Annotated in this window: 12 protein-coding genes and 1 pseudogene; 8 read left to right on the top strand and 5 right to left on the bottom strand. The window is 41.5% G+C overall.

Going from position 1 to position 14,571, the window contains the following annotated elements:
- Nucleotides 1-100: 100 nt before the first annotated feature.
- Complete coding sequence (locus ORI98_RS02250; RefSeq protein ID WP_306134080.1) at nt 101-673, bottom strand: GGDEF domain-containing protein; 573 nt, start codon at nt 671-673, stop codon at nt 101-103.
- A gap of 86 nt (nt 674-759) precedes the next feature.
- Complete coding sequence (locus ORI98_RS02245; RefSeq protein WP_261299242.1) at nt 760-1,350, bottom strand: transposase; 591 nt, start codon at nt 1,348-1,350, stop codon at nt 760-762.
- Here ORI98_RS02245 and ORI98_RS02240 point away from each other — a divergent pair.
- The 3 genes and pseudogenes from ORI98_RS02240 to ORI98_RS02230 form a co-directional block, all read left to right on the top strand.
- Nucleotides 1,332-2,513: pseudogene (locus ORI98_RS02240) on the top strand (TonB-dependent receptor domain-containing protein); the annotation flags it as partial. The gene ORI98_RS02245 and the pseudogene ORI98_RS02240 sit on opposite strands and share 19 nt — an antisense overlap.
- A 116-nt stretch (nt 2,514-2,629) precedes the next feature.
- Complete coding sequence (locus ORI98_RS02235) at nt 2,630-2,926, top strand: hypothetical protein (protein WP_306134079.1); 297 nt, start codon at nt 2,630-2,632, stop codon at nt 2,924-2,926.
- A 62-nt stretch (nt 2,927-2,988) separates the two neighbouring features.
- Nucleotides 2,989-3,183 carry a hypothetical protein gene (locus ORI98_RS02230; RefSeq protein ID WP_306134078.1) on the top strand — a complete coding sequence of 65 codons (195 nt, stop codon included), beginning with the start codon at nt 2,989-2,991 and terminating at the stop codon, nt 3,181-3,183.
- A 268-nt stretch (nt 3,184-3,451) separates the two neighbouring features.
- Here the strand turns inward: ORI98_RS02230 and pyk are convergent, their stop codons facing one another.
- Nucleotides 3,452-4,891, bottom strand: coding sequence for a pyruvate kinase (pyk, locus tag ORI98_RS02225; RefSeq protein WP_306134077.1), 1,440 nt, complete (start codon nt 4,889-4,891; stop codon nt 3,452-3,454).
- 298 nt (nt 4,892-5,189) lie between these two features.
- Complete coding sequence (locus tag ORI98_RS02220; protein WP_261299246.1) at nt 5,190-6,044, bottom strand: MurR/RpiR family transcriptional regulator; 855 nt, start codon at nt 6,042-6,044, stop codon at nt 5,190-5,192.
- A 324-nt stretch (nt 6,045-6,368) separates the two neighbouring features.
- On the opposite strand from ORI98_RS02220, the gene zwf reads away from it, so the two are divergent.
- Genes zwf through ORI98_RS02200 form a run of 4 tightly spaced genes read left to right on the top strand, consistent with a single transcriptional unit; the run spans nt 6,369 to nt 11,046 of the window.
- Nucleotides 6,369-7,838: a glucose-6-phosphate dehydrogenase gene (gene zwf / locus ORI98_RS02215; RefSeq protein WP_261299247.1), complete on the top strand. Its 1,470-nt coding sequence runs from the start codon at nt 6,369-6,371 to the stop codon at nt 7,836-7,838.
- Between the two features lie 10 nt (nt 7,839-7,848).
- Entirely contained in the window at nt 7,849-8,547 is a 699-nt protein-coding gene (gene pgl / locus ORI98_RS02210) for a 6-phosphogluconolactonase (protein ID WP_306134076.1), read from the top strand.
- 12 nt (nt 8,548-8,559) lie between these two features.
- Nucleotides 8,560-10,386 (top strand): phosphogluconate dehydratase, encoded by a 1,827-nt coding sequence (gene edd / locus ORI98_RS02205; RefSeq protein ID WP_306134075.1) that lies wholly within the window; start codon nt 8,560-8,562, stop codon nt 10,384-10,386.
- Between the two features lie 18 nt (nt 10,387-10,404).
- Nucleotides 10,405-11,046 (top strand): bifunctional 4-hydroxy-2-oxoglutarate aldolase/2-dehydro-3-deoxy-phosphogluconate aldolase, encoded by a 642-nt coding sequence (locus ORI98_RS02200; protein WP_306134074.1) that lies wholly within the window; start codon nt 10,405-10,407, stop codon nt 11,044-11,046.
- 257 nt (nt 11,047-11,303) lie between these two features.
- Here ORI98_RS02200 and pabB read toward each other — a convergent pair whose 3' ends face one another.
- Nucleotides 11,304-12,746, bottom strand: a complete 1,443-nt coding sequence (pabB, locus tag ORI98_RS02195) for an aminodeoxychorismate synthase component I (RefSeq protein ID WP_306134072.1) — start codon at nt 12,744-12,746, stop codon at nt 11,304-11,306.
- Nucleotides 12,747-12,902: 156 nt separating this feature from the next.
- Here pabB and ORI98_RS02190 point away from each other — a divergent pair, with 156 nt between their 5' ends.
- Nucleotides 12,903-14,450 carry a fumarate hydratase gene (locus ORI98_RS02190; RefSeq protein ID WP_261299252.1) on the top strand — a complete coding sequence of 516 codons (1,548 nt, stop codon included), beginning with the start codon at nt 12,903-12,905 and terminating at the stop codon, nt 14,448-14,450.
- Nucleotides 14,451-14,571 lie beyond the last annotated feature (121 nt).

The following is a 14,571-nucleotide window of genomic DNA, read 5'->3' as shown; positions in this document are numbered from 1 at the left end:
TGAGCGTTCGTGGAAAATACGATAATGTTTCGCTTGCAATAAATGACGCTAAGGTCGAATAGCTTATTAATCACACTATGGCAACTCAGAAAACTATGAACTACGACGAGATTAAATGACTACATAGTTGATTTTTACCTTTACGCTTTGCTAAGTACATTAGCTCATCAGATTTACACAGTAGGGTTTTGGTATCATTTCCACTCGAAGGGTAGATTGATGCAAGCCCTATGCTTAATGTAGGGAGTTCAGGGAGGTTTTTTAATAAGCGAATAGTGTGCTGAAACTCATAAAGTAATGATTCAGCTTCCTTAAGCGATGTGGTACCAAATAATAAAACAAACTCAGCACCTCCGTATCTAGCAGCAATGTCCCCTGGCGTTATATTTGCTATTGATTTTAGACACTCATCACCTTGTTGATGGCCATAAGTGTCATTTAACATTTTAAAATTATCAACGTCGATAATTGCCAGTGAAAGAGGTCGTTTAAGTCTTCTACAGCTAAACCATTCATGTTCTAAAAATTCATCAAAAAAACGTCGATTAGCGATGTTAGTTAAACCATCAAGACGCGATAATTTAGCCATTTCCTCTTCGATTAGTTTTCTTTCAGTGATGTTTTGATGTGTAATAACAAGATAATCATTTTGATCTATCTTTGATGCTCGCATAATAAACCAGCGTCTTTCACTCGGGCTATGACAGGAGTATTCTATTTGAAAGCAAGTTCGCTTATTGGTTATTCATAGCCTGAACCTTAAGCATTTAAATGTTCCAATATCGACTCCAAGCTGTTGTCTTGCCTAGATTTTGATTGTTGGGCTCGACAGCAGTTTGCAATGATAAATGTTATTGCCCAACCCAGATCAGCCTTCAATTGAATTATTGATTTTCTTGCCAACGATTTCATTATGGGCTCGAACCAACCTTGGGTAGATTTGGCTATTTTAAACATAGATAAACGCACTTTCTTCAACCTCTGGGCGACACGGCCGATATAACGCTTGATGAGTAAACTCAGCAGGCTAGCCCAAATCAACCCTTTGACCAGATGTGGCTGACGCGTAACAAATTTTTTTAGGTTGTTGTGACTTTTCCACTCTTTGAATAGCAGCTCAATCTGCCAGCGAATTCGGTACAGTTTCATAACATCTTTACAGCTAAACTCCTCACGCGGCAAATTAGTCAGCCACCACAGGTAACGCTTGTCTTTCTTTTGCCAAAACAACACCATGCGGCACTTATGTCGTTGCCACTGAACATCAAGTTCGAGTACCTGTGTTCGGACACCACGCCGCTGGTTTAAGTCTTTTAGCTTGAGTCCTGCTTGCGTTATATTTGAACACAAAATGGGGTTTTGACATTGGTGATGTCGGTGTGAACGTGAATTTAGGTGTAAGGTATGAACAAACTGATACCTCAAGCACGGTTAAACAAAGAGTTGAAGAGCAAGTGGTTTGGGCGAGTCCTACCGAGTGGATCATGAAATATGTTGATGGGGGAGATGATAATTATCTTACCCAAACTGGTGATTATGATGTTTGGCTACCTATGTTAGATATTGACGCCGAAGTGATTGAAGACGTAGTGGTTCGTTTTTCTGCAGGCAAAACCATTGCCCGCCCGTTATTGGGTGATATGGTTGCCGGCAGAAGCTTAAGTGGTAGCCCTAAAATTGGTGCTCGTCGAGGGGGAAGTGGCAATCCAGGGCTTCTACCTCTGGAATCATTTAACTTAGACTTGTCTTTGGAATACTACTATGCCGATGCAAGTTATGCAGCGATTGGGTTATTCCACAAGGATGTCGATAACTTTGTTTCACGCTCGACTTCGCAAACTACCATCGACGGACTGCACGATGTATACAATAGTCCACGTTATCTCGAGGCAATTTCACAGCTCGAGAGTGCAGGTACTTCCGTTAATGAAAATAGCATTTTCGCGCAAATGATTACTAATGGCCATGGTAATGCTGACGGTCAGATTGTACCGTTAGATTCAGATCCTTTAATTGTCTGGGATCTAACAAGCCCAATAAACAGTAATAAAAAATCAGTGCAGGGGATCGAGTTAGCGTTGCAACATGTGTTTGGTGAGTCGGGGTTTGGTCTTGGCGCTAATGGCACATTTGTCGATGGAGATGTTGAGTTTGATCCTTATAGCCTAGCACAACAACAACCTCTTGAAGGTTTAGGTAATTCTGCTAACTTCCAAGCTTTCTATGAGAAAGATGGATTATCGGTAAAGTTCACTTATGCTTGGCGTGATAGTTACCTTATTGGTGTAGGCCAATCTAAGGGGTCAGCAGATGCGCCACCACAGTATGCTAAGGATTTTGGTCAGCTTGATGCCAGTATCAACTATGATATTAACGAATATATAACGGTCTTCCTTGAGGGGATAAACCTTAATAATGAAGTTGAGCAAGGCTATGGTCGATTTGAAGAGCAATTCCTATTTGCTCGTCAGTACGGCAGCCGTTACGCATTAGGTGCTCGAGTGACTTTTTAACCCTACGATAAAGGGGCGATATATAGAAGTATACACAACTAAAACGCTGAGCACTCGCTCAGCGTTTTTCCAAGTGGCGTTTGTAGTAATCAAATATATTGTTGAAGGTATTATCGATGCTTAATAGGTACTCAATTGCAGCTATCTGTTTGATGGTTGTTGTCGTTACTTCTTATGTATTCCAGTTTTATTTTAATCTGGGGTATGAGCTCTCAGAACAGCCCTCTGATTGGGTTGATTTTGGTGGTTTCTTTAATGAGCTTGTTAGTCCACTGCTTAGCTTTGTCTCTTTGGTATTGCTGATTCAGTCCTTAAATCCACAAAATCAAGCTAATACAGAGCTTAGGGCTGAAGTACAGCTGAACCATAAAAACGAACAGCTGAGATCATTTGAGACTTATTTTTTGGGCTAATAGAAGCGCAGCGAGCTTCATTTTCAAATTTCAAATTGGAATTCAAGGAAGATGTTAAAACTTTGGAAGCAGTATGCGCAATACGTGCGCTTGAAGATCGGATTGCAGCTTTTCGTGAATGCAATGCACAAGATACTGAAATAGAAAAAATGATCTGTATGCAGTTTATGGATTACCCATCGGCTGACTATCTAAAAAACAACACTGAGTTCATGGCTGTATTAACAGATCTAGGCGGAGGAGCGGATCACTATTAAGTCTTTTGAAGTCTGTTTGTAACGGTTATAATTTAGTGGAGGCAAGGTAAACTTTTATAAAAAGTAAATTGAAACACAGCTTTTTCTAAAACGTTTATGTCCAAAAATGAGTTTGAAATAAATCAATGATCTCAAGTTGAAGTTTTCAAATAAACAAAAACGCCAATCATATGATTGGCGTTTTGATTTTAGCAAAGTACCTAAACCAAATGTTTAGATGTAGCTGCTAATCACTTAAGTCAGTTATTCACTTAAGCCATTAATGCGTTTAAGCAACGACAAGTACTTTACAGGTATTGGTTCCACCAACGGTTTCCATTGCATCGCCTTTGGTCATTAATACCATGTCACCACTGCTTAAGTAGCCAGCTGCAACCATAGTGTTTAATGCTTCACGCGCTAACTCATCTGCGCCATAGGCCGTTGAGTCAAAATACATAGGTTGCACACCACGGTATAATGCCATTTTCGCCAGTGTTTTTTGATGACGTGATAGAGCGAAAATCGGTAATGAAGAGCTAATACGAGACATAAGTTTCGCCGTTGCACCTGATTCTGTTAACGAAATAATGGCTTTAACACCTTCAAGGTGGTTTGCTGCATACATAGTAGACAGCGCAATGGTTTCTTCAATCGAAGTAAAGCTTTGCTCTAAACGATGCTTAGACACTTTCACGCTTGGGTGAGATTCAGCACCAACACAGACGTTTGCCATGGCTTTTACGGTTTCTTCAGGGAAGTCACCCGCAGCCGTTTCGGCTGATAACATAACCGCATCAGTACCATCTAACACTGCGTTAGCAACGTCCATCACTTCTGCACGAGTTGGCATTGGGCTTGAAATCATAGATTCCATCATTTGAGTCGCTGTGATAACAGCTTTGTTCAATTGACGTGAACGTTGAATTAAACGTTTCTGAACGGCAACTAATGCAGCATCACCAATCTCAACACCTAAGTCACCACGGGCAACCATAACAACATCAGATGCTCGAATAACATCATCCATAGCTTCATCAGTTGCAACCGCTTCAGCGCGTTCTACTTTTGCAACGATCAGTGCATTGCTACCCGCTTCAAGTGCTAATTTACGCGCTAAGTCTAAATCAGCACCAGTACGTGGGAATGATACCGCTAAATAGTCAACATCAATTAATGCAGCTGTTTTAATGTCAGCCATATCTTTTTCAGTTAATGCAGGCGCCGTTAAACCACCACCTTGCTTGTTGATACCTTTATTGTTTGATAAAGGACCCGCAACCGTAACGCTGGTGAAAACTTTGTTACCTTCAACGCTGTCTACGCGTAATTGCACACGACCGTCATCCAGCATCAAAATATCACCAATAACGACGTCTCTTGGTAATTCTTTGTAGTCGATACCGACTTGTTGTTGATCGCCTTCACCTTTGGCTAAATCAGCATCAAGAATGAATTTATCACCTAAAGAAAGCTTAATTTTCATGTTGTCTTTAAATGTAGACACACGAATTTTTGGCCCTTGTAAGTCGCCTAAGATAGCAACATGTTTGCCTAACTCTTTGGCAATAGCACGTACATCGTTAGCGCGTTTCAAATGGTCTTCTGGAGAACCATGAGAGAAGTTCATACGAACAACGTTGGCACCGGCTTTAATAATTTTACGTAAATTATCATCACGGTCAGTTGCTGGGCCTAGAGTGGTAACGATTTTAGTTCTGCGGAACATGACATACTCCGTTAAATTTAAAGGAAAGATTAAAATTGGCTATTAAAAGTACGCTTTGATTCTGGTACTAAAAATGATGGATATATAGTAGCAGAGATTTATGTCAAATGTAGTAAAGTTACAAACAAAATATCAGTATTTAATGTGTATATTTTGTGACAGAGAAAAGGTTTTTCATAAAAAAAGGCTAAAACACCTAAGTGATCAGCCTTTGATTTGAATTATTTATCTATGACAGAACAAATGTCATAAAGATAATTTTGTTGTAACTCACAGTCAAAATATGCGTAATTGTTGATTAAATAGTCAAATCTTTGTTAACACGTGATTCTTTTAGTACTTCTTTTACGCGTTTTAGATTATCTCTAAAGCGAGGGCCACGGCGCAGTGTGAAGCCAGTTGCCAGTACGTCAATGGTCACTAATTGTGCTAATCGAGATGCCATTGGTAAGTACAGATCAGTATCTTCTGGAACTTCCATGGTGACAGGCAAAGTACACTCAAGTGATAAAGGTGAATTACGCGCGGTTATACCAATAACCGCTGCACCATTTTCACGTGCAATACGTGCAATTTCAATTAGTGATTTAGTTCTACCGGTATGAGAAATCAACACCACAACGTCACCTTCATTTGAGTTAATACAACTCATGCGTTGCATGAGTACATCATCAAAACAGATAACAGGCACGTTAAAACGGAAGAATTTGTTTTGTGCATCATGGGCAACAGAAGAGGAGGCGCCTAGACCAAAAAATGAAATTGTTTTGGCCTGGGTTAAGATATCTACGGCTTTATTTACTGCTGCGATATCGAGGCTTTGACGTGCTGTATCAAGCGATGCCATTGAAGATTCGAAGATTTTCGTGGTGTAAGATTCAGGGCTATCATCTTCTTCTACATGGCGGCTAACATAAGGTGTGCCATTCGCAAGACTTTGTGCCAAATGTAACTTAAAATCAGGGAAGCCCTTTGTGTCTAAACGACGACAAAAGCGGTTTACTGTTGGTTCACTCACATCGGCCATTTTTGCTAATGTGGCAATGCTGGAGTGAATGGCTGTTTGCGGCGAGGCTAAAATAACTTCGGCTACTTTACGTTCAGACTTACTAAATTTTGCCAGGTTGTTTTGAACCTTTTCAAGTGTATTCATAATCATGCATCCGCAAATATTGGGTAATGTAATTTTATATCAGAAGTCAGTGCAATAGAGGGAATTAAGTTGTTTTTATACCTTCTGAAAGTCAACTGTAGTAAATTTTCAATTGTTCTTTCAATTGCGAAACTTCTGTTACTGTCTATGAGTGTTGAAAATCATAGCAGATAACGTACCAAAATGACTATATGCTAAACAAGAGATTAATTTCAAAATATTGATGCATATTTTAAATTCTGTTGTTATATTACAACAAAAGTGTGTTTTTATTCATCGTTTAAGACGATGTGAGCACAAGATAATAAAGGAGAGCTTTCAGCAATGGGCAAATCATCAGGTGCAAAGGCGTGTGATTTTGTGTTGTTCGGTACCAAAGGGGACCTAGCAAGACGTAAACTTTTACCTTCACTCTACCAATTAGATAAAGCCGAGTTATTGGATAAGGACACTAAAGTTATTGGTGTCGCAAAAGATGCCTTTACTCAAGAAGAGTTCATTGAACTAGTTAGCAAGGCATTAAACACATTTGTGAAGGATGAAATTTGTCCTACAACACTTGAGCGTTTTTTGGCCCGTTGTCATTATATCGGCACAGATTTTACTCAGCCTGAAGGTTACCAAGCTTTCCATGATTTATTAGAGCCGAAAAAGCGTGTAATGGTAAATTACTTCGCTACGCCTCCTTCTATCTTCGGCGCCATTTGTCGTTGTCTTAATGCACAAAAATTGATTCACCCAGATACTCGTGTGGTACTCGAAAAGCCAATTGGTACCGATTTAGAATCTTCCCATGTGATCAACGATCAAGTTGCTGAGTTCTTTAACGAGAATCAGGTATATCGTATTGACCATTATTTAGGTAAAGAAACGGTTCAAAACCTGATTGCACTTCGCTTTGCTAACTCGCTATTCGCTTCTAAATGGGATAACCGCACAATCGATCATGTACAGATCACGGTTGCCGAAGAAGTGGGTATTGAAGGACGTTGGGGCTACTTTGACGGCGCAGGTCAAATGCGTGACATGATCCAGAACCATTTATTACAGGTGCTGAGTTTAGTCGCGATGGACCCTCCTGTAACACTTGATGCTGATAATATTCGTGACGAAAAAGTGAAAGTGCTGAAATCACTTCGCCCAATCAATCAAGATAACGTTTATGAAAATACGGTTCGCGGCCAATATAGCGCAGGTTTCTTAAAAGGTTCGCCAGTTCCTGGTTACCTTGAAGAAGAGGGCGCTAACCTCAAATCACATACAGAAACCTTTGTGGCGCTGCGTGTTGATATTGATAACTGGCGTTGGGCGGGTGTGCCGTTTTATTTGCGTAGTGGCAAGCGTATGCCATTTAAAAGCAGTGAAATTGTGGTTTATTTTAAAAACCCACCGCACAATTTATATCGTTCAAGCTACCGTAACCTGCCACCAAACAAGTTAACTATTCGTCTACAGCCCCACGAAGGTGTTGAAATTCAGATGATGAATAAGGTGCCAGGCCTTGAGCAAAAACAACGTCTGCAAACCACTAAACTGGACTTAAGCTTCTCTGACACATTCAAAAATGAACGCATTGCCGATGCATATGAGCGTTTGTTACTTGAAGCTATGCTTGGTAATCAAGCGCTATTTGTGCGTCGCGACGAAGTTGAGCAAGCATGGAAATGGGTTGACGGGATCATTCAGGCTTGGGAACAAAGTGGTGAACGTCCAAAATCTTACCCAGCAGGAACATGGGGCCCAGTCGCGTCAGTGGCATTAATTACTAAAGACGGTCGCTCTTGGGATGAATAAGGAAACCAACATGATTAAAGAATCTGTATTTAAATCATTTGATTCGCCAGCCAGTCTTGAATCGACATTAGCCGATAAAATTGCCCATCAATTACAACATGCTATTGATAGTCGAGGTAAAGCTAGCCTAGTAGTTTCAGGCGGCTCAACACCATTGAAATTATTTCAACTACTTAGCCATAAAACATTGGAGTGGAGTGAAGTTTACATCACACTAGCTGATGAACGCTGGGTTGAGTCTGATGAAAAAGATTCAAATGAAAGGTTGGTTAGAGAGCATCTTCTTCAGAATCGCGCTGCTAATGCAAAATTCCGTGGTTTAAAAAATATGTTTGCAACCCCTGAAGCGGGCGCTGCAATGGCAGGTGAATCACTTGCAAATTTCCCTCGTCCTTTTGATGTGGTGGTATTGGGCATGGGAACTGATGGACATACCTGTTCATGGTTTCCTTGTAGCAAAGAATTAGATCATGCGTTAACTACGCAAGCTATGTGTGCGGCTGTCAATCCAAAAACTGCACCACATGCCAGAATCACATTATCAAAAGATGCCATTTTAAATAGCCGTCAAATTTATTTACACCTTGTCGGTGAAGCTAAATTATCAGTTTATCATCAAGCTTTAGAAAATGATGACGTAACAAAAATGCCTATTAGAGCAGTATTAGCGCAGCGTAAAACGCCCGTTGATGTGTTCTACAGCGCATAAAGGAGTCTTAACATGCACTCAGTAGTTCAGGCAGTAACAGATCGTATTATCGAACGCAGTAAACATTCTCGTAAAGGGTATTTGGCTGCTTTAAATGATGCTAAAGCTAAAGGCGTTCATCGTAGCGCGTTAAGTTGTGGCAACTTAGCCCATGGTTTTGCCGCATGTAAACCTGCAGAGAAAGATTCTTTGCGTCAGTTTACTAAAGCGAACATTGGTATTGTCACTTCATTTAACGACATGCTTTCTGCTCACCAGCCTTATGAAGATTACCCGAAGCTATTAAAACAGGCCTGTGAAGATGTCGGCAGTGTTGCTCAAGTTGCCGCTGGTGTGCCAGCAATGTGTGACGGTGTGACCCAAGGGCAACCAGGTATGGAGCTAAGTTTACTTAGTCGTGAAGTCATTGCTATGGCGACTGCTGTTGGCTTATCTCACAATATGTTTGACGGTGCTTTACTACTGGGTATTTGTGACAAAATCGTTCCAGGTTTATTGATTGGTGCGTTAAGTTTTGGTCATCTACCTATGTTATTTGTGCCAGCAGGCCCGATGAAGTCGGGTATTCCAAACAAAGAAAAAGCCCGTGTTCGTCAAAAGTTTGCTCAAGGCTTAATTGGCCGAGATGAGTTATTAGCGGCTGAGTCAGCGTCTTATCACAGTGCGGGTACCTGTACTTTCTACGGCACAGCAAACTCTAACCAGCTCATGCTAGAAGTGATGGGTTTACAGTTACCGGGTTCTTCATTTGTTAACCCAGATGATCCATTACGTGAAGCATTGAACAAAATGGCCGCCAAGCAGGTGTGTCGTCTTACTCAGCTAGGTACCCAGTACACACCCATTGGTGAAGTTGTCTGTGAAAAGTCAGTAGTTAACGGCATCGTTGCTTTGTTAGCAACAGGTGGTTCAACCAATTTGACTATGCACATTGTGGCAGCCGCTCGCGCAGCTGGCATTATTGTCAACTGGGATGATTTTTCTGATTTATCCGATGCGACACCACTATTAGCGCGCGTTTATCCAAACGGTCATGCTGATATCAACCACTTCCATGCTGCAGGCGGTATGGCTTTGTTAATCAAAGAACTGCTTGATGGTGGCTTATTGCATGAAGATGTGAATACGGTTGCTGGCTTTGGTTTACGTAAATATACCCAAGAGCCTAAATTAATTGATGGCGAGTTACGTTGGGTTGACGGTATTTCTGAATCATTAGACAAAGAAGTATTAACTCATTTGGCTACGCCGTTCCAAAAAAATGGTGGTTTGAAATTACTGAAAGGTAATTTAGGCCGTGCAGTGATTAAAGTGTCAGCTGTCCCTGAGAAAAACCGCATTGTAGAAGCACCAGCTATTGTGATTAACGATCAAAATGAAATTGATGCGTTATTCAAAGAAGGCGCGCTTGATCGCGATTGCGTGGTTGTGGTCAAAGGTCAGGGCCCTAAAGCCAATGGCATGCCAGAACTACACAAATTAACGCCTTTCTTGGGCAGCTTACAAGACAAAGGTTTCAGCGTGGCGTTGGTTACTGATGGCCGTATGTCTGGCGCATCAGGAAAAGTACCTGCCGCCATTCATTTAACACCTGAAGCGCTAGATGGTGGAATGATTGCCAAAGTTCAAAACGGTGACCTAATCCGCGTTAATGCTGCAACCGGTGAATTAACCTTATTGGTTGATGAATCAGTATTAAATGCACGTGAAGCCAGCTTGGTTGATTTACATCATTCAAGTTATGGCATGGGGCGTGAATTATTTGGTGCGTTACGCAGCAACTTAAGTAGCCCTGAAACCGGTGCAAGAAGCACCAGTGCGCTTGACGAAATTTACTAATTAAAGGAAGAGTAACGAATGTCTGACAATAACTGGTCACTTCAACCACAAGATGTATTTAAGCGTAGCCCGATTGTCCCTGTTATGGTGATCAACAAGATTGAACATGCTGTACCGTTAGCCAAAGCATTAGTTGCTGGTGGCATCAGTGTTTTAGAAGTGACTTTACGCACGCCATGTGCACTTGAAGCGATTGCTAAAATTGCCAAAGAAGTGCCAGAAGCGTTAATCGGCGCAGGAACGATTTTAAATGAAGCTCAACTTCAGCAAGCTGTTGATGCTGGGTCTCAATTTATTATTACTCCAGGTGCGACCGTTGATTTGCTGAAAGCGGCAATAAAAGGCAATGTACCGTTAATTCCGGGTGTTGCGAGCATTTCTGAAGTCATGGTAGGGATGGAATTGGGTTACACCCATTTTAAATTCTTCCCAGCTGAAGCATCTGGTGGTGTTAATGCCCTTAAATCATTTTCTGGCCCATTAGCCAACATTCGTTTTTGTCCTACAGGCGGTATCAGCCCTGCTACATACAAAGACTATCTTGCCCTAGACAATGTTGATTGTATTGGTGGTAGCTGGATAGCACCAAGTGATGCTGTGGATGCAGAAGATTGGGCGCGTATTACCCAGCTTTGTAAAGAAGCATTAAACGGTCTGTAACCTGTTTAACACGATAAAAGCCAGCGATACTTGCTGGCTTTTTTGTTGCTGTTGCTAGCGTTTGTTGCTCATTTGTACTGCGTTATCGACTGCTTATGTAGAATAACTACACTACAACGTCTCTGCCTTGGACAAATAACCAATAATTCGCTGTAAAAACACCCTAAAAGATCAACAGGCCGTAGTCAATTTATCGGATTTATTTGTTTGTTTTAAATTTAGCAATATTATCTACAACAACATTTCACCAGCAATGCTCAACAGCCTCTTGTTTTTTGAAGTAAAGGTAAGATTTTGCTGACTTTATCAAAGCATTCTTGATATTCCGCTTCTGCATTCGAATCAGCCACTACTCCGCCACCTGCCCAACAGTAAATACGGTTACTTTCAGTGATCAACGTTCTGATAGTAATGCTTGTGTCCATGGTGCCATCTTGGCTGAGATAGCCAATACTGCCGCAATAGATACTGCGTCTTGAAGGCTCTAATTCTTCGATAATCTGCATAGCGCGTATTTTAGGTGCTCCGGTAATTGAGCCCCCTGGAAAACACGCTTTAAGCAAATCGCTTGCATCATATTGTGGTGCTAATTTGGCCGTCACGGTGCTGACCAAATGATGCACTGCTGGGAAGCTTTCAATGCTAAAAAGGTGCGGTACTTTAACACTGCCTGGCGAAGCAACTTTACCGATATCATTTCGCAGTAAATCAACAATCATCACATTTTCCGCGCGATCTTTTTCAGAAGCTTGTAATTTATCCGCTTGTAATAAGTCTAAAGCGGCATCGTGTAATCTGGGGAGTGTACCTTTAATCGGTTTAGTCTCAATGTTATCGCCAGCCAGTTGAATAAAGCGCTCAGGGGAAATAGACAATACCGTATGGTGTGGTAATCGAATAAAAGCAGAAAAGGGCGCTTTATTCGCTTGAGTTAATTGTTTATATGCTTGCCATTCATCGCCTTGATAAGTAGCCTCAAATCTCTGGGTTAAGTTAATTTGATAACAGTCACCACTGCGTAAATAGGCCTGAACGCGTTGAAAATGATTGAGATAGGTTTGCTTAAGTGTTTGATTGTGCCATGCAGAGGTTAAACAAAATGCAGGCTTTTTACTGACAATTTTAGCCGCTGGATCCTGTTGAATAATACTGAACAATGTGTTGCTATGGTCAACATTATCATAACTGATGGAACACCAATGTTGTTGCTGATAATCATACACTAGGCACTGGTCATAAAAGCCAATATTCAACTCATTAAAGTCGATATCTTTAATTGCACTGTTTGGCAGCTGTTCAATCGAGCGGCCTAAATCATAGCTAAATGCACCAAGAGCTCCGCCACTGAACGGATACTGGCAAGCCTGTTTAATGGGATATAACTGCTGTTGGCAGTATTTTAAGGCTGCAAATGGGTCAAGTGTTTCGGATTGAAGATGCTGGGCAATATTATCGAAAATAGGCTGCAGTGTGCTGTTGGCCATGTCTTTGGGCTCAAATATCACTTTGCCATCTTGGCTAATTAACGTCGCAATGGGGTTAAACGCGATGATATCAAACCGCGCATCTTGATGTTGAGCATTAGCAGAATCTAACAACATTGCCCAAGGTAAATGACTGACGGCTTCGAATAAACTTTGGGTGGTTCCTGCCCACATTAAAGGTGTTATCGTTAATGTTTTATCCCCACGCTGTTTCATCAATTTACCTTATCTAAAAAGTGCTGTAGCCCAAAAAGGATGGAAAGAGTATCATATTGGCCATAAAAGGATTAATACCTAAATAATGTTGATTAAATCAACTGAACATAAAAACGATAAACAAGTTAGGCCGCATGGCTGCTGGAGCGCCCCTATATGTCTACAAACACTGAATCGTCAACGACACCTGTTATGATTAAACAGGCTGATTTCATTGAAAGTATTGCTGATTCTTTACAATACATCTCTTATTACCACCCAAAAGATTTTGTCGATGCTATGTATGCGGCATATCAACGTGAGCAAAGCGTTGCTGCCAAAGATGCTATTGCGCAAATCTTAATTAACTCGCGCATGTCAGCTGAAGGTAAGCGTCCACTGTGCCAAGATACTGGTATCGTGACGACGTTTGTTAAAATCGGTATGAATGTCAGTTGGGATAAAACCGACATGACAGTGCAAGAAATGGTTGATGAAGGTGTTCGCCGTGCGTACACCAACCCAGATAACCCATTGCGTGCATCGATTGTTGCCGATCCTGCAGGTACGCGTAAGAATACCCGTGATAACACGCCATCAGTTGTGCATATTGATATGGTTGCTGGTAACCACGTTGAGGTGATGATCGCAGCCAAAGGTGGCGGATCAGAAAATAAATCTAAAATGGCAATGTTAAATCCATCTGATGATATTGCAGCATGGGTAGAAAAAACCTTACCGACTATGGGTGCGGGTTGGTGTCCTCCAGGCATGTTAGGCATAGGCATTGGCGGCACAGCAGAAAAAGCTGCTGTAATGGCAAAAGAGTCATTAATGGACCCGGTTGATATTCATGAGTTAATCGCTAAAGGCGCTGAAACAACTGAAGAAAAACTGCGTTTAGATATATTTGAACGTGCTAACAACCTAGGTATCGGCGCGCAAGGTTTAGGCGGTTTAACCACAGTTTTAGATATTAAAATTAAATCAGCACCAACACATGCAGCGTCTAAACCTGTGGTGATGATCCCCAATTGTGCAGCCACGCGCCACGTGCATTTTCACCTAGACGGCACTGGCCCAGCTGATTTAGTGCCGCCATCACTTGAAGATTGGCCAGAAATCACCCGTGAAGCGGGTGAGAATACCCACCGTGTTAATTTAGATACAGTGACTCAAGCTGAAATTGAAACCTGGAAAAGCGGCGATACCTTACTGCTTAATGGAAAAATGCTAACAGGTCGTGATGCTGCGCATAAACGTATTCAAACATTGTTAGATTCTGGTGAAGGTTTACCAGCGGGTGTCGATTTTACCGGTAAGTTTATTTACTACGTCGGCCCGGTTGATCCAGTCGGTGACGAAGTTGTTGGCCCTGCAGGCCCAACAACCGCAACTCGCATGGACAAGTTCACCGACATGATGCTTGATAAAACAGGCTTGATGGGCATGATTGGTAAATCTGAACGTGGTCCACAAACCGTTGAGTCGATTAAAAAACACAAAGCCGTATATTTAATGGCCGTTGGCGGCGCAGCATATCTTGTTTCAAAAGCAATTAAGAAATCTCGTGTGGTTGCATTTGAAGACTTAGGTATGGAAGCGATTTACGAGTTTGAAGTGCAAGATATGCCAGTAACCGTTGCGGTTGACTCAAATGGCGTGAATGCCCATGAAACCGGCCCAGCGATATGGAAAGTGAATATTGCTAACAGTAAAGCTTAATTTAAGCTTGTCACTGTAAAGTAATGTGACTTAAACGCTCAAGGATCTTTATTCGTTAAGGGTTGCTTGAGCGTTTTGCTTTCGTTAATCTGCCAACAAATAAACATAACACACCATAACA

Source organism: Shewanella sp. ULN5 (assembly GCF_030731885.1).
In the GTDB taxonomy this organism is placed as follows: Bacteria; Pseudomonadota; Gammaproteobacteria; order Enterobacterales; family Shewanellaceae; genus Shewanella; species Shewanella holmiensis.
Note: the sequence above shows the minus strand (reverse complement) of the source record. Positions and strands in the feature narration are given on the sequence as shown.